The following is a 16,694-nucleotide window of genomic DNA, read 5'->3' on the forward strand; positions in this document are numbered from 1 at the left end:
TTTAATAAATACAGTAATTTTTATTCGCCTATATTTATTATCAAAATACGAATCATAAGCATATTTTATGAATTATACGTTACACCAACTACGCGTTTTTATTGAAATTGTTGAAAAGAAAAGCATTACTCGAGCAGCTGAAGCTTTATTTTTAACGCAACCTGCAGTGTCGATACAATTAAAAAACTTTCAAGATCAATTTCCGATTCCTTTAACTGAAATTGTTAGTAAAAAGCTTTACGTGACTGACTTTGGAATGGAAATCGCAGAAACTGCCAGACGTATACTAATTGAAGTAGATACTATTAATCACAAAACGCAAGCATTTCAAGGAAAACTAGCGGGAAGACTAAGATTATCGGTAGTATCCACTGGAAAATACGTTATGCCCTATTATTTATCTTCTTTTTTGGATGATCATCCTGCTATTGACTTTTCCATGGATGTTACTAACAAACAAAATGTTGTGTACCATTTGGAAAAAAACGAAGTTGATTTTGCTCTTGTATCAGTATTGCCTGAACATTTAGGTTTAAATAGTATTCCATTAATAAAAAACTCATTATTTTTAGTAGGTGGTACTGAAAGAGAAAAAAAACGCACCGGAAAAAAGGCACTTATTTTTAATGATGCTCCCCTGTTATATCGAGAAAAGGGATCTGCCACACGAAATGCAATGGAAGCTTTTATTGAGAAAAAGAATTTACCCTCGGTAAAAAAAATTGAATTAACTTCCAATGAAGCCCTTAAACAAGCTGTAATTGCGGGTATGGGATACTCGATAATGCCATTGATAGGTATTAAAAATGCCGTTATTAATAATGAAATATCCATATTACCCTATTCTGGATTACCTATTGAAACGGAATGGAATATTGTATGGAGGAAAGACAAAACTTTAACGCCTATTGCTAAAGCATTTATTGATTATATCAGTCTGGAGAAAGAATCTATTCGAGAGAAATATTTTTCATGGATTGATGATTTTACTAAATAATTGATGTTACGCGGCAATTTTAGAAAAGTTGCTCTTAAGTGTTACTAACTCGTTAAGTTTTTTTCAATAGAAAGCAAACTAAAAACTTAGTCCGTTATTTTTTCTTTTTGTTTTCTGTACATTAAGTCCGTTGCCTGCAGTAGCTTTTGCTTTAGATTGCTATCCAAATCAGGATGATCAGTCAAATAATGCTCCACCATTTCATAAGCTTCTTGCGAATTGTATTTACCAATAGTGGCATTTAACCAACCTTTTGGAAAAAATATATCCCCTGTTTTTTGAATTTCTTCCAATAACGTTAAACTTAAATTTACATACTTAATAGCTTCACCCTGCCGTAATGGATGATGGATGTAAGCACATGCTGTTTCCACCCAACTTTCTTTTTCTCTATTACTTGCATTTTGTAACGCATTAAAAAAGGAGGCTCTTACATCAGAATTGTTGGATAATGCTGGAAGCATAAAATTAAATCGCTCTTTTTTATCTAGATTCGATTGTTTTAATTGAGTAGTTGCCAAAATTTCTGCTGTTTTTGGGTGACTATATAAAGCCAATAATGATGCTAATTTTGTGTAATCATCTTGATTTAACACTAAAGCATTAATAGAAACTTGTTGACTCCAAATTTTATACAATTCTGTTACCCCGCTTTCTGAATATGCTATGTCTTGATACGTTTTAAAAAGTATTTTCTTTATATTTTTTGAAGATTTGCCTTTTAATCTATCAAGTAAGAGAGCCTCTAATGCATCTTGATTTTTTAAACGATCAGCTGCTGTAAAATGATACCAAAACATTTCAGTAATTTGCTTACTGATTATTCTTAAAATGAGCTCATTTGACTCTAGGATCAGTCCTTTCTTTAAGCTTTCAAATACTGTTTCTTTTGGAATACTTCCATTAAAAACAAGCTCAAAGTTATTTAAATACTCATGAGCACGAGAAACCTCTGACTTAATTTGAGCAATTTGATTTATTGCTGTGGCGTTGGTGGGGAATACACCGTAACCAAAACCATTACTGTTATAAATAATATAGTTTGGTTTTGGTAATCCTTTTAGCTTTTGAATATCGACTGATGCCGACGAACTATTTATCGTAAATTTTTGAATTTTGTTGGGATACACCAAACTGATTTCAAAAATTTGAGGCCATATGTGATCTGATCCATCTTCGGCTTGTTGATTTATACGAAATGATTTGATTGTGTTTTTGTCTGAATAAGCAATTTCACCGTTAAAAATGGGTCTGCCCGAAGAATTTACCCAAACATTACTCCATTTTTTTAAATCAAGCGGTATCTTTTTATCCAAAATACGTATCAAATCATTCCATTCGGCACTGGAATTTGCAAATTTGTTTATGTACTCCTGCAACCCTTCCTTAAACAAATTTTCACCCAATGCCAACTCCAACTGACGCATCATTATTGGTGCTTTGTGATAAATAATACTTCCGTAAAGGGAACCTGCATTGTTTAGATTTTTTAATTGTTGACGAATGGGATTCGTTCCCTTAGTTCGGTCTACTGCATATGCCCTGGGATAATGCGAGGTTAAAAATTGTAAATCATGGTTAATATCTGTAAATACTGGGTTTACAATTTTATCAGCCATAAAATTTGCAAATACTTCCTTTAACCAAACATCATTAAACCACTGCATGGTTACCAAATTTCCAAACCACATATGCGCCGTTTCATGGGCAATTAATTTGGCTCTGAATAATTCTTGATTTCTGGTTGCACTATCATCTAAAAAAAGACTTGAAGCTCTGTATTGAATTGCCCCTACATGTTCCATGCCGCGGTACTGAAAACCCGGAATAACGGCAAAATCTAATTTTTGAAATGGAAATTTATACTGCGTATACGTTTCTAAAAAATCAAGCGAAGACTGATGTAATTTAAAAATTGACTCCTCGCTTGCCAGTAGCTTTTCATTATTTGTTTCTCTATGTAGCATTTTCATAGGTTGTACTAATCCTTCGGCATTTGTTGTTTTAAATTTTCCTGCTACAAATGAAAAAAGATAAGTACTCATATTATCAGATTTTTTAAATTTGTAAGAAATTTTATCATTACCCTCAATATGTTTTTCTTCAATTGAAGATCCTGCCAAAACCTGCCATGCTTTTGGTGCAGTAAGGTTTAAAAAATAAGATGCTTTAATATTGGGTTGATCAAAACAAGGGAATAATGTTCGCGCTCTATCGGGCACTAATAAAGTGTATAAGTACTCTTCATTTCTGTTTAATGATAAATCCCCAGCAACAAAATCAATTTCAATAGTATTATCGCCTAATACTAAGTCATTATGATTAATAATAACATGCTCTTTCTCAAAATTTATTGGTACGTTATTTTTGTTGACTATTACTTTTTTAATAGCGTTTTCAGCTGCTTTGAAATCAAGATATAAAGGATTTGATAAATCTAAAAGAGTAGCATATATCAAAACTTTTGATTGAATTGGACTATCTTTTTTTTCAGGTATATCAAATGTTAAATGGTATTGAACGTCTTTGAGCTGTTTAGTCCGATAATTAGCCATTTCTAAAGGAACACCAATACTATTTTTCAGTAATCTATTTGTTTTTGAAGTTTGCGCTACCGATAACTTATAAAAAAGACACAAAAATACACAGATAGCAAATTTCATAGTATAATTTTTTTGAAAGATAATTATTTAAAACTAGTCTACACTTAGTATTTATAATGATTTAACTAAGCTATTAAGTGAAGTGTTTTTAACTGTATCACTTGAACACTTCCATTATTTTGCAAGTAGCTCTTGCTTATTAAATAGTAATTTTTTGACCATTTCTTTATTTTTTGCTACTGAAACTGCGAAACGCAAAATTTCCTTATTGTAGAAAATTCTTAATTTTGGAAACAGTTTGTTAGTAAAATAACAGTTTAATCCACGGAAATTATGGTTGAATTACTATAACTTTACCGCTATTAAATAGAAACAAAGCCTTGAAATTAAAACAGTTTTTCACTAAAAGATACTTTAAATTTATAAGTAATAAATACTTATTTATTGCTTTGTTTTTTACTGTATGGATGCTTTTTTTTGATACCAACTCATGGTTAATTCATAGGACTTTAGATAAAGAGTTGAATGTACTTGAAGAAAATAAAAAATACTACCAAACAGAAATTACAAAAGATGAAAAGTTAATTAAAATTTTAAAGGATAGCAGCGGTTTAGAAAATTATGCACGAGAAAAATACTTCATGAAAAAAGAAAATGAAGATATTTACATCATTGAATACGATAAAAATAGTATCGATGAAAATCAATAAGCTCAATTTTGAAAAATTTGCTTCTGTAACTGCTAAGCAGTGGAAACAAAAAATCCAATATGAATTACAGGGGGAGGACTATCAAAAAACCTTAGTGACTGTTAATACCGACAATATTCCGCAATTGCCATTTTATACGCAGGAAGCTATTAAAAAGAAAAGTGTTGTTCATTTTCCTAAAAAAACAAATGCTTGTTTACAAATAGCCGTAATTGGTGAAACCATTTCCAATAAGGAAGCACTTAAAGGCATCTCTTTAGGGTTTACAAGTGTATTTTTTACAGTATATGACAAAAAAATTGACGTTGTTCAATTATTACAAAACATTACGATTCCAATTTTTATTTATCCTCTTTTTTTGAACGTTGAGTTTTGTGCTGAAATTCAAAAAAAATTTAAAAATGTTACCATACTATTTGACCCCATTGGTAAAATAACACAAACTGGCAATTGGTACCGAAACTTTAAACATGATTTTGATCAACTAAATAAGCTGTTAAATGACTCTCCTAATAGCCTATTAATAAATCAAAGCTTGTTTCATGATGCTGGAGCATCACCAGTACAACAACTAGCTTATAGCCTAACACAATTGACTCAATATAATGAACACATTGACTTAACAACGTGTAAAACCGTAAACTTTATAGTTTCTACCGGCGTGGATTTTTATTTGGAAATTGCCAAATTGAAAGCTCTAAGGGTTTTAACCGAAAGTTATTTTAGCAATCACAATTTATCTATAAAATGCGTATTAATTCAGCAAAAAAGCTATCGTAATATTCATTTATTTGATCAAGATATTAACAGTGAAATTAGTAGTATTGAACAAGAAATAGGTAGATTTTCTGGTGTGAATCATATCAATAGCGTGCCTAAAGACTATTATTTTTTTGAAGAAGACTTTTCCTGCATTATTAAAAATCACAATCAATTAATACGTAAAACAAATAGCATAAATAAAACTGAAAACATAACCGATGCTTTTTTTATTGAAAAGTTGACGCAACAACTTATTGACAAAACTCAAACATTAATGAATACTATTCAAAAAGGCGGAGGTTTTACCCATCAATTGCAAAAAGGATTGCTACATAAAAAAATTAAAGAAAAGGAAAGTGCAGAGCAATTAGCTTTCAATAAAAAATTTACTGTACCGCGCCCAGAAACGATTAAAAATCCTATAAATTACCCTTTTAAAAAAAATAGTACTAAAAAAAAACTGTGGCAACCAATAGTAAAAAAGCGTTTGACTGCTCCACAAGAAAAACCCATTTGGGACAATTTATATTCCAATGAATAGTATTTCAGTAAACTACATTGCTCAAGAACTACAAAACCAAGACCAGCAACAAGCCGCTGGGTTCCCTCCTTTTACTCGCGGATACAAAACACATCAATTTGTTACGACTTTAAAAGTAGCGTTAACAACATCACAAACGATACATTTTGAGTTAGCTGAGTTTTCAATAAATAATTTAGTTATTCTTTTTAAACAAATTAAGACCAACATACAAACCTTAGATCAAGCAAGCAAGGTCAATTTAAGAATACCCATAACAACAGCAACAAATACAACTATTTATACGCGAGTACTTCGCTTTTTGTTAGCTTATATTTGCCATGATTTGTTTGACAATCCTAGCTATTTAAAATTCAATTTTATTGCTTTTGCAGAAAACATCCCATCCGTAGCATCCATTTATTACCTAGCCAACATGGCTCAAATTGATTTTATTATAGTAGATCCCATTATGTTAAATCGTTTTAAAAAAATACGTAATTTATTAAGTTCTACACCTATCGATTGTTTATCAGGAAGTCATACGATTGAAAGAGATACAGCTTCATTAATTTCTGAAATTTGTCCTAAAATTTCTATTTCGTGAAATAAATTGTGGTTCTAAGGTTTTATATTGTAAATTCATCAAAAATACAAACATGAATTATACCGCTAAAATGTTGCGTGACGACGCTTTAAAAGGAAAAACTATAGTAGTAACTGGCGGTGGTAGTGGGCTAGGAAAATCCATGACTACCTACTTCATGGAACTTGGGGCCAATGTAGTTATAACATCTCGTAATCTAGAAAAATTAGAGCAAGTTAAGGTAGAATTAGAAGAAAAAACTGGAAGTAAATGCCTTGCATTGGCTTGTGATGTACGAAATATTGAAGAAGTTGAGGCTATGCACCAAAAAGCTATTGAAACTTTTGGAAAGGTAGATGTTTTACTTAACAACGCGGCAGGTAATTTTATATCACCCACCGAACGCCTTTCTGCAAATGCGTTTGATACTATTATTGATATTGTACTAAAAGGCACCAAAAATTGCACTCTTACCTTCGGAAAACACTGGATTGATACTAAACAAAAAAATACTAGTATACTTAATATAGTAACCACCTATGCTTGGACTGGCTCAGCTTACGTAGTACCAAGTGCTACAGCTAAAGCAGGTGTTTTAGCAATGACTAGGTCCTTAGCCGTGGAATGGGCTAAATACGGAATGCGCTTTAATGCTATTGCTCCAGGACCATTTCCTACTAAAGGAGCTTGGGATAGATTACTCCCTGAAGATATTAGAGATAAATTTGATTTAGCAAAAAAAGTTCCTTTAAAAAGAGTAGGCGATCATCAAGAACTTGCCAACTTAGCAGCTTACTTAGTCTCCGATTTTTCCGCTTACATGAATGGCGAAGTAATTACTATTGGATGGAGGTGAATGGCTTAAAGGAGCAGGACAAATGAATTTGTTGGAGCAAATACCTAAAGAGCTATGGGATCAACTGGAAGCCGCTATACGATCAAAAAAAAGAAATTAGTTTTACTAAAAATCTCAAATTATATTTACATAAAAAATTTGGCTCAATAATTGCAAAATGATATTATAAGTTTCATTTTTTTATTGAAAAAAATGTATTATTGCAACCTTAACCCTCAAAAAGAATTAATTATGAAAAAAAAATTCAAATTTTTAACTTTAACCATTGCGTTATTATTTTCTGCCGTAGCTTTTGCGCAAAGTGTAGAATTTGCTACCCCTCCAAAAATGTACATCCCAAAAGCTCAAAGTATTCCTGGATTTAAAATTAAGTATACTGCTAGCAAACCAGGTACCATTTATTTAGGAATTAAAAAAGATGGCAAGGTTATTGGTAATGGAGTTTATAAAGTTGAAGGTGCAGGAACAAAAACTATTGATTTAAGTTTATGGATTTGGGAAGGAGCTGCTCAGCTTACAAAAAAATCGAACTATACGTATACATTATCAATGTGGGCAGATCCTGAAAATGTTTTTAAACATTTAGTTGATGAAATTACTCCAATTGATGGTGTAACATTAGGAAAACCTAAAAAGAAGAAAAAGAAGAAAAAGAAGAAAAACTAATTTAACTTCTTAACTAAATAAAACCCCATTTGTATTGGTAACAATTGGGGTTTCTTATTTTTAAGCGTTTGCTTGTTCTTCTGGCTGCTTAAAAAGCTCCAAGTATGCCTTACCAATATTTTCAACAATATCGGAAGCTAACAATGCTTGGTACCCAAAACCTTCAACTCCGCAATCACCAGCACTACCGTGCAAATACACCCCAAATATTGTCGCTTGCAAAGCGTTATACCCTTGACTGATTAACCCTGCAATCATTCCGGCCAGTACATCTCCTGAACCTGCTGTTGCCATCCCAGGGTTGCCCGAAGTATTGACAAAAATTTCTTCGTGATAAACCGTTATAGAATTTGCTCCTTTAATAACCACAATGGAATCGTATTTTTTTGAAAAAGCCTTCACCTTTTCAATTTTATCAAAGTCATCTTTCCAACTACCCACAAGACGCGTAAGCTCTTTAACATGTGGTGTCAGCACTGATTTTTCAGGAATAAACTTAAGTAACTCCTGATTTGCAGCAAGTATATTTAAACCATCCGCATCAATAACTAATTGATTTCGATTTCTTTTAATAAATTCAGCAAAAGTATTAATAGTATCAGGGTGTAGCCCTAGTCCCATACCAATACAAATAACACTGGGTTTCATTTCAAATTGAAAATCTTCCAAATAATCTGTGTTCTTATTAGTAATAACCATAACTTCTGGTACACCAACCTGTAAGGTAAAGTAACCACATTCAGGAATTAAAGCCGAAGCTAATCCTGCGCCTACTCGTAAGCATGCTTTTGATGCTAATAACATGCTTCCGATTTTACCTTTGCTTCCACCTATTAATAATGCATGACCATAAGTACCTTTATGACTAAACTTACCTCGAGGGTTGTAAAATCCCAACAAGTCATTTTTTAGAATAAGACTCATTTGCGTTTCTACGTCATTTAGATACTGGGTGTCAAGACCAATTTCGATTACATCTACGTCTTGAGCGTATTTTGCAGTTTCTGGTAAAAAGAACACTAATTTCGGTGCCTGAAATGTTAAGCACACATTTGCATAAATAACCGATTCTTTATCGTCGGGAGATTTTTCGGCATATAAACCAGAAGGCACATCAATTGATAAAACAAACGCCTTTGAAGCATTTATATGTATTATCAACTTTTTTACCCATGGCAACATAGATCTGTTAAGTCCTATACCAAACATAGCATCAATGACCATTTCATTTGCAGCAATAGCTGGTAAGTTATCATCATTTTTTAATTGAACTGGCCATTCTTCATCTACTTCTTTTAAGCGGTCGTAATTTACTAAGAAAGCTTCGCTTCTATTTTTACTAAAATTAACAATATAGGTAGTTACATTATACCCATGTGTCACTAAATAACGAGCTACAACAAGCCCGTCTCCTCCGTTATTGCCCAATCCACAAAAAATATGAATGGGAACTTGAGCTCCTTGTAAGCGATTATGTATGGTTTCAAAAACAGCAATTCCCGCTCGCTCCATTAAATCTAAATAACTGATGTTTTGATTTATTAAAGTTAAACGATCAGCTTCTTTTATATGTGATAAACCTAGTAATTTCATAATTGTAAATATAAGCATGAATTACCCCTACCGCTCATTTAATTTACACTGTTTATAGCTTTTAATCGACACTAACTACACATAAACATCAATAAAACAAATAAATAACTATAAATCAGGTATCTGAAATACAAAACTCATGTACAAATTAATAGAGTGTAAGTTTTTTCTTTTTAATTATAAGTCAAAAATTAAAAATTAAATATAAAATAATTGTAAAATAATAAATTTTTTTAATTAATTATTTAAAATTCAACTTATAACACAGTAATCTATTTATAAAATTACATTTATAATAAATTTCAAGTTATTACATCAATCAAAGCATAGATTTTAATTATGGATAAAATGCTTAAAAAAATAGATTAAATGCAATATTTTTTGGTGATAAGAATAATATTACTTATTTTTATATTGTAGAAATAAATCAACGTACTTATGAAAAAAGGAACCCCCATAAAGTTATTATCTGTTTTTCTATTTACTGTAATAGTACAAATGATCATCATTTTTAAAACGGATGACGTGACAATCACTAATGATGATCAAAAAATGTCAAAAGTGGTAGAATTTGAAGATACTCCAGAGGTGACAACATTAGTTTTACAAAAACAGGACAAATAGTAAACGCAAACATACAATTAAATTATATTGGCCCCCAACAATTTGAGCCATTGCACCTTCCCCGTGTAATGGCTTTTTAATTTGACAAACAAACTCTTCAATAGCCCACTAGGCGTTCAGCAGAAAAAAGACGCTTGCTTTTAGGATACCTGTATTTCCACTAAGCGACTTTAGCGAATTAAAATAAGCCAAGCAAAAATAGTACAATCATCCTATTAAAAGAGTTTTCTATGGTAAGTAAACTAAACAGCACCTACTTTAAAAAATGTAACCGAAAATTAATAACCATAATTATTTTCAATACTTAACTTAGCACCGTTTAAAAGTATGGCCATATTTTTTAAGCGATTTTGCTCGTAATATGTTTCTGGATAACTCAAAATTCTTTTATCTGTATAATGCTCTCTCACCACATAAATTGTCAAATCTGCTTGTTTGCTTATCAACAACGTATCGGTTACCAAAGTGGCGGGTGCAGTATCAACAATAATGTAATCATAATTTTTTCCCAAATAATCAAACATTTCTTTCACCCTTGGCTGCACAAGCAATCCTGAAGGATTTGGAGGTATATCACCAGAAGGAATGATATGCAAAGGGTTTTCAGACTTTTCTTTATAAATAATGTCTTGAGGTTTTAAATCAGGAGTCATTATAAAATTTGTAAATCCTTTAGTCTTTTTTCCTTTTGGTAAATCTAAAAAAACATGAAACTTCGGATACCTAAAATCTGACCCGACATAAGCTACTTTACTCCCATAAATGGCGAGCGTTTTGGCCAAATTCGATGAAATAAAAGTTTTTCCCTCACCAGAAATACTTGAAGTCACAAAAATAACTTTCCCCGATTTCTTTTCAACACCTGCCATTACAAAATCAAGGTTTGTTCTTAATATTCTGAAAGCTTCAGATATGGGAGTTCTACTTTTTTCATCAATTATAATTTTATTCTTTTTCTTATTTTCAGGTATCGAACCAAGCATAGGGATTGGAAGCATTGCTTCCAGATCCTCCTTAGATCTCACTTTTGTATTTAATAAATCCTTCAAATACAAAAACATAAAAGGAAGCAAAAAACCAACAAAAATTGATCCCGCAAATATTGCTTTTTTGTTTGGCGACACTGGTAAAGAACCTACAGAAGAAGCTCTGTCAATAATTCTTGAATTTGGTACGGTTATATGACTTGTAATTTCAGCTTCTTCCCTTTTCTGTAATAAGTACAAATATAATTGTTCCTTTATTGTTTGCTCTCTCTCAATTACCCTTAAATCTTTTTGACGTGTAGGAGCCACATATAGCTTTCCGCTAAAGTACTTTTCTTGTGTTTGCAAACTACTTAATTTAATATTAATAGCTCTTTTAAGACTGTTTAATCCTCCAGTTAAAACTTGTCTTAAACCACTTATTTGCTCGTCAACATTAACAACTACCGGATTTTGAACACTTGATGTTTTTAATAATCTTTTTCGTTGTAAAATAAGCCCGTTGTACCTAGAAACAGTATTGGCGATTGAAGCATCATCAAACCCAAGGTTAGATGGTATTGGATTAAACATACCTTCTTGACTTTGAATAAAACTACTCATGGATTCAATAAGACGTAGTTGCGTTTTGTTTCTTTCAATTTCCTGAACACTTTGCGAGTCAAATTCAGCCACTCGTTGTGTTTGAGCACCCAAATCATTGGTTAAGCCGAATTTGGATTTATAACCTGCAGCTTCATCATCAACACTAGTTAAATCTTTATTTATAAGGCCTATTCTTTCTTTTATAAAACTCGAGGTCTTATCCGAGATTTCTTTTTTGTGCAATATTGTAGCTGTTCGATGCTCGTCCAAAAGAGTATTAATAAAATCTTTTGCTTTTTCCTTACTAGCATCGTTTAACGCTATTTTAACCACCGAAGTCCCTTTAGAAACTTCAAAAACAGCTAATCTTTTACGATATCCTTCGACAACATTTTTTACTGGATTAATTTTTATTTTAATTTTTTGACCCAAGCCTGACTTTATGCCATTTAAATCAGGTGTTAAAATAATATTACCTGCATCTGTTGTAATTTTTTTTCCAAATGAATGCGTTGACAATACTACATCTTTGTCATCTAAAAAAGAAAAAGAAGTTTCCGAATTTACCAATACATTAAAAACTGCTGATTTGGTTTCTACAATGGAATCAGCCGATAAAAAATTTATTTCAACAACAGATTTTGGATAATTCTCAGTTTCCAAAATTCTACCCTTTGAAAAGTATTGAATATTTAATTTTAGTTTTTTGACAACATTATTAATTAATGTTTTAGACCGAATAATTTGGATTTCGCTACTAATTTCATCCTTAACTTGATTCATAACGCCCAAATCCTGAAATGCGCCTAATGCCGAATCACTAATATTATCTTCTTGCGAAATAGAAATTGTAGCTGATACATTATACAGTGGAACGGTATATCGGATATATAAATAAGCTAGCGTACCAAAAAATAAAATACTCAGTAAAAATAAGTACCATTTTTTAAGGTATTTAGACACCTCTTCCCTAATATCTATTTTTTTTGGAATTATTTTTTTTGAAGAAATAGATGCTGTCCTTTCTAATGCCATATATCAAATATACAAATGATTAACGTCGAACCGTTATTAAAAATGTCAATACCGAAATTAAGACTCCAACAGAACTGAATAATACCCCTAATTTGGTAGCATTATTTTCTGATTCTCTTAATTTTGACTCATTAGGTTCCACGTAAATTACATCATTTTGAGTTAAATAGTATCCTGGAGAGCTAAATATTTCTTTTGACGTAAGGTCTATTTTATGAAATATTTTCTTTACGCCGTTCTCACGTATTACCGTTATGTTTGTCCTTTTTCCTTTAATGGTTAAATCTCCAGCCAAACCTAAAGCTTCAATAATTGTAATTCTTTCATTTGGTACAGAAAAAGCACCTGGATTTCGAACTTCACCTAATACTGTAATTTTAAAGTTATTTAAACGTACGGTAACGATAGGATCATTAATGTAAGATTTTAACTTTTCTCGAATCATTTTTTTTACCTGAATACGAGTCAAATCAACCACTTTAAGTTTGCCTAATACGGGAAACTCAATATTTCCTTCATAGTCTATCAAATATGAAGGAGACTGTGAATTACCAGATGATGAATTTGCCCCTTCTTCACTTGAAGATGAAAAACCTTGCGATAAATTAAAAGGTCGTGCTGTATCCATATCAGCTGCAGATACTGAAATATTAATAATGTCGTCAATTTTAAACACAGGTTCAAATGAATCAACTGATGACACTTCTTCTTTATTGGCTGTATTTTGAAAATAAGCCACATCTTCAGGCACTTTGCATGAAAATATTACTAGAAAAAATAAGAAACTGTAAAGTAAATTTGATGGTCTCATAAAAAAACTGAAGTAGCGTTAACATTTTATTATATCAAAAATAAAATTATTTACGAAGCTTTATGCTAAATCTTAAAATTAAAGTGAAATACTTTGCTTCATTTTTAATTTTGTTTTGACCTTATTCTTTTTATCAATACTTTCAAAACTAGAGTTATTGGAAATAAATTCTGGTACAATTTCCTTTATTTTACCTACTATCAAATTATCCTGATTAAATAAATCCATAATACATAAGTCATCAATTTTGTCTTTTACAATATCTAACGACTCATTTTCATCACTTTTACTGATCATTATTTTTTTGTGATAGGTTGGCAAGGTATTTTCTGTATTAGACAATAATTCCTCGTATAACTTTTCGCCTGGTCGCAAACCTGTGATTTTAATATCGATATCCTCAGGATAATGAAGTCCTGAAAGGCTAATCATTTTTTTAGCAAGATCAAAAATTTTGACCGATTGTCCCATGTCAAAAATAAATATTTCTCCTCCTTTACCCATTGTACCTGCCTCAATTACTAATTGCGAAGCTTCGGGTATAGTCATAAAATAACGGGTAACATCTTGATGGGTAACCGTAATAGGCCCTCCTTTTTCTATTTGTTTTTTAAATAGCGGAATAACGGATCCATTTGACCCTAGCACATTACCAAATCGGGTGGTTATAAATTTGGTTGCACTCTTTTTTTGAAGACATTTAATATAAATTTCAGCAACTCTTTTAGTTGCCCCCATTACATTAGTAGGATTAACTGCCTTATCGGTAGATACAAACACAAACTTATCTACCTCATATTTAGAAGATAAATCTGCAAGTTTTCTTGTCCCTAAAACATTTATTTTAACAGCCTCCGTTGGATATCGCTCCATTAATGGTACGTGTTTATACGCTGCTGCATGAAAAACCATACTTGGTTTATACTCTTTGAAAATAAGTTCCATACGCTGTGCTTCCCTAATATCAGCTACAATTGCCGTAAAACCACCTATATTTTTACTAAGTAATTCCTGTTGCACATCATATAAAGCCGATTCAGCCTGATCTACTAAAACCAAATGTTTGTACTCAAATTTTGTCAACTGCCTTACTATTTCACTACCTATAGATCCTGCTGCACCAGTTATTAAAATAACTTTATCTTTGATTTCATTTACAACGCTTTTGTTCCCTATATCAATAGCAGGCCTTTCCAACAAGTCTTCAATTTGAATTTGTTTAATTTGAGAAACTTCAAATTCCCCATCATGCCAATCAGAATATGCAGGAACAATTTTTACTTTAACCCCTAGATCAATTAACGAATCTGATATTTTTCTTAGCCCTTTTTTATCAATATGAGGAATAGAAACAATTACTTCATCAATTTCATTTTTATCGATAAATTTTTGATCAATTGATTTATTGGCATAAACTTTAATTCCATTGATTGTTTTTCCAATTTTATTAGCACTATCATCAATAAAACCAACAACAGTTATAAATTTTTCAGTATCATTTGTTACTGTAGATAACGTTATTTCACCTGAATGCCCTGCCCCGTATATCATTACCCTTGAAGACTGTCCCAATTTATATTTTACATAATGGTAACAATATTTAAACACTATTCTACTTGTAATAAGCGTGATAATATTTAGCAAATAGTGCATATCAATAATAGAAATTGGAATATTGAATGATGCTGGAATGATTGCTAATCTGCTTGCCAAAACCAAAATGCTGCACATAGCCAATAAAACACTTACGGAAAGGAATAAGTTATATACATCTTGCAAGCCTGCTTTTCTTATTATTCCTTTGTACGATCCGATCCATAAAAAACTAAGTGCAGAAAAAGTAATAATAACTGGTAACTGATAAGCTATATTAAATTCGATGTTTTGAAATGTAATCCCGAACCTAATAACATATGCCAAGAAAAAATTAATAACTACAATAAGAATATCGACAGATAAAACAAGCCATTGGGAAGCATGTTTATCCAAATTTTTAATTAGGTAATTTTTTATCATTTCAATACATTTTTAATTATTGATACAACTCTCTCTAAATCTGCAGTTTCAAGATTAGAACCACTAGGCAAACACAAACCTCTTTCAAAAAGTGATTCTGAAACACCGTTTGTATAGGCAATTGAATTTTTAAAAACAGGTTGACTATGCATGGGTTTCCATAATGGTCTTGATTCTATATTTTCTTCAGCTAGCGCCAACCTTATCTTTTCTCTAGTTTCAAACGCATCTGTTAATATGCAAGTCAACCAACGGTTAGAAAAACTTCCTTTAGGTTCTTTTAAAAATTCAATTTCCGAATAATCAGTTAATTGATTTTCATAAAAAGCATAATTAGCCCTCCTTTTACTAACGTGACTATCCAATACTTGCATTTGGCCACGACCTATTCCAGCAACTATGTTGCTCATTCTGTAATTGTATCCTATTTCCGAGTGTTGATAATGTGGAGCATTATCTTTTGCTTGTGTTGCATAAAAAATCGCTTTGTCTTTTAATACTTTTGAATTAGTTATCAGTGCTCCACCTCCAGAAGTAGTAATAATTTTGTTACCATTAAATGACAAAATCGCCATTTCACCAAAAGTTCCGCATTTGAAACCTTTATAAGAACTTCCTAAAGCTTCAGCGCTATCCTCTAGTATAGGTATTTCGTAGTTTTGAGCCACTCGGTGTACTTCATCAACATTATAAGGCATGCCATATAAATGTACTGTAACGATAGCCTTTGGTTTTTTTCCTTTTGCTATCCTATCTTTAATAGCCTTTTCTAATTGAATTGGACAAATATTCCAAGTTTCGCTTTCGCTATCTATAAAAATTGGTGAGGCTCCTAAATAAATTATTGGATTGGCCGAAGCTGCAAAGGTTAAACTTTGACACAATACTTCATCTCCTTTACTTACGCCAAGTAATTTTAAACCTAAGTGTAACGCTGACGTTCCAGAATTTAATGCTGCCACATAATTACCATCATTCAAATAACTTTGTAAATCTGATTCAAAACCATTAACATTAGGACCTAGCGGTGCAACCCAATTAGTTTCAAAAGCTTCATCGACAAATACTTGTTCTGCTCCACCCATATGAGGCGATGATAACCAAATTTTTTTACATGTAACTTCATTCATAGACGCATAATTTTTTTAATCAAATAACGACATATATTGTATTTTTTTGATTATAAAGTAAAACTATAAGAGGGTAAGGGATTTTGCTAATAAGTATGTAATCAAATTATGTTTATTTAAAAAACAACTGAGTATAAAAATTAATAAGCATAAGTATAATATTACAAGTTGGTTCAACAATATAAAACTTAATTTTCAGTAACAAATGTAATTT

At 31.5% G+C, this 16,694-nt stretch carries 12 protein-coding genes and 1 pseudogene; 7 read left to right on the forward strand and 6 right to left on the reverse strand.

Annotated features, from left to right (window positions below):
• Positions 1-67 precede the first annotated feature (67 nt).
• Positions 68-997 (forward strand): LysR family transcriptional regulator, encoded by a 930-nt coding sequence (locus GMC_RS0114370; protein ID WP_010522806.1) that lies wholly within the window; start codon positions 68-70, stop codon positions 995-997.
• Between the two features lie 86 nt (positions 998-1,083).
• Here the strand turns inward: GMC_RS0114370 and GMC_RS0114375 are convergent, their stop codons facing one another.
• A complete protein-coding gene (locus GMC_RS0114375; protein WP_010522807.1) occupies positions 1,084-3,660 on the reverse strand; it encodes a M1 family metallopeptidase in 2,577 nt (858 codons plus the stop codon).
• Positions 3,661-3,980: 320 nt separating this feature from the next.
• On the opposite strand from GMC_RS0114375, the gene GMC_RS0114380 reads away from it, so the two are divergent.
• The 5 genes and pseudogenes from GMC_RS0114380 to GMC_RS0114400 all read left to right on the forward strand — a co-directional run bounded on the left by GMC_RS0114380 (position 3,981) and on the right by GMC_RS0114400 (position 7,700).
• Positions 3,981-4,310, forward strand: coding sequence for an FtsB family cell division protein (locus GMC_RS0114380; protein ID WP_010522808.1), 330 nt, complete (start codon positions 3,981-3,983; stop codon positions 4,308-4,310).
• A complete protein-coding gene (locus GMC_RS0114385; protein ID WP_010522809.1) occupies positions 4,297-5,613 on the forward strand; it encodes a methylmalonyl-CoA mutase family protein in 1,317 nt (438 codons plus the stop codon). Before GMC_RS0114380 ends, GMC_RS0114385 begins: the two co-directional genes overlap by 14 nt.
• A complete protein-coding gene (locus tag GMC_RS0114390) occupies positions 5,606-6,199 on the forward strand; it encodes a hypothetical protein (protein WP_010522810.1) in 594 nt (197 codons plus the stop codon). Before GMC_RS0114385 ends, GMC_RS0114390 begins: the two co-directional genes overlap by 8 nt.
• Positions 6,200-6,251: 52 nt before the next feature.
• Positions 6,252-7,134: pseudogene (locus tag GMC_RS20040) on the forward strand (SDR family oxidoreductase).
• A 131-nt stretch (positions 7,135-7,265) separates the two neighbouring features.
• Positions 7,266-7,700: a hypothetical protein gene (locus GMC_RS0114400; protein ID WP_138940650.1), complete on the forward strand. Its 435-nt coding sequence runs from the start codon at positions 7,266-7,268 to the stop codon at positions 7,698-7,700.
• A 60-nt stretch (positions 7,701-7,760) separates the two neighbouring features.
• On the opposite strand, the gene GMC_RS0114405 is transcribed toward GMC_RS0114400, so the two are convergent.
• Positions 7,761-9,293, reverse strand: coding sequence for a bifunctional ADP-dependent NAD(P)H-hydrate dehydratase/NAD(P)H-hydrate epimerase (locus tag GMC_RS0114405; RefSeq protein WP_010522812.1), 1,533 nt, complete (start codon positions 9,291-9,293; stop codon positions 7,761-7,763).
• A gap of 438 nt (positions 9,294-9,731) precedes the next feature.
• On the opposite strand from GMC_RS0114405, the gene GMC_RS0114410 reads away from it, so the two are divergent.
• A complete protein-coding gene (locus tag GMC_RS0114410) occupies positions 9,732-9,917 on the forward strand; it encodes a hypothetical protein (RefSeq protein WP_010522813.1) in 186 nt (61 codons plus the stop codon).
• Positions 9,918-10,195: 278 nt separating this feature from the next.
• Here GMC_RS0114410 and GMC_RS0114415 read toward each other — a convergent pair whose 3' ends face one another.
• The 4 genes from GMC_RS0114415 to GMC_RS0114430 form a co-directional block, all read right to left on the reverse strand.
• Positions 10,196-12,523, reverse strand: coding sequence for a GumC family protein (locus GMC_RS0114415; RefSeq protein ID WP_010522814.1), 2,328 nt, complete (start codon positions 12,521-12,523; stop codon positions 10,196-10,198).
• A 19-nt stretch (positions 12,524-12,542) separates the two neighbouring features.
• Positions 12,543-13,334, reverse strand: a complete 792-nt coding sequence (locus GMC_RS0114420; RefSeq protein ID WP_029489812.1) for a polysaccharide biosynthesis/export family protein — start codon at positions 13,332-13,334, stop codon at positions 12,543-12,545.
• 78 nt (positions 13,335-13,412) lie between these two features.
• Positions 13,413-15,350, reverse strand: a complete 1,938-nt coding sequence (locus GMC_RS0114425) for a polysaccharide biosynthesis protein (RefSeq protein ID WP_010522816.1) — start codon at positions 15,348-15,350, stop codon at positions 13,413-13,415.
• Positions 15,347-16,480 carry a DegT/DnrJ/EryC1/StrS family aminotransferase gene (locus tag GMC_RS0114430; protein ID WP_010522817.1) on the reverse strand — a complete coding sequence of 378 codons (1,134 nt, stop codon included), beginning with the start codon at positions 16,478-16,480 and terminating at the stop codon, positions 15,347-15,349. The genes GMC_RS0114425 and GMC_RS0114430 overlap by 4 nt, the downstream gene beginning before the upstream one ends.
• Between the last annotated feature and the right edge of the window lie 214 nt (positions 16,481-16,694).

Source organism: Aquimarina agarivorans, from assembly GCF_000218485.1.
GTDB lineage: Bacteria > Bacteroidota > Bacteroidia > Flavobacteriales > Flavobacteriaceae > Aquimarina > Aquimarina agarivorans.

Bases quoted from the DNA above. Each gene is read 5' to 3' on its own strand.
- GMC_RS0114370 (WP_010522806.1), top strand. From the start codon at position 68: ATGAATTATACGTTACACCAACTACGCGTTTTTATTGAAATTGTTGAA.
- GMC_RS0114375 (WP_010522807.1), bottom strand. From the start codon at position 3,660: ATGAAATTTGCTATCTGTGTATTTTTGTGTCTTTTTTATAAGTTATCG.
- GMC_RS0114385 (WP_010522809.1), top strand. From the start codon at position 4,297: ATGAAAATCAATAAGCTCAATTTTGAAAAATTTGCTTCTGTAACTGCT.
- GMC_RS0114390 (WP_010522810.1), top strand. From the start codon at position 5,606: ATGAATAGTATTTCAGTAAACTACATTGCTCAAGAACTACAAAACCAA.
- GMC_RS0114400 (WP_138940650.1), top strand. From the start codon at position 7,266: ATGAAAAAAAAATTCAAATTTTTAACTTTAACCATTGCGTTATTATTT.
- GMC_RS0114405 (WP_010522812.1), bottom strand. From the start codon at position 9,293: ATGAAATTACTAGGTTTATCACATATAAAAGAAGCTGATCGTTTAACT.
- GMC_RS0114410 (WP_010522813.1), top strand. From the start codon at position 9,732: ATGAAAAAAGGAACCCCCATAAAGTTATTATCTGTTTTTCTATTTACT.
- GMC_RS0114415 (WP_010522814.1), bottom strand. From the start codon at position 12,523: ATGGCATTAGAAAGGACAGCATCTATTTCTTCAAAAAAAATAATTCCA.
- GMC_RS0114420 (WP_029489812.1), bottom strand. From the start codon at position 13,334: ATGAGACCATCAAATTTACTTTACAGTTTCTTATTTTTTCTAGTAATA.
- GMC_RS0114425 (WP_010522816.1), bottom strand. From the start codon at position 15,350: ATGATAAAAAATTACCTAATTAAAAATTTGGATAAACATGCTTCCCAA.
- GMC_RS0114430 (WP_010522817.1), bottom strand. From the start codon at position 16,480: ATGAATGAAGTTACATGTAAAAAAATTTGGTTATCATCGCCTCATATG.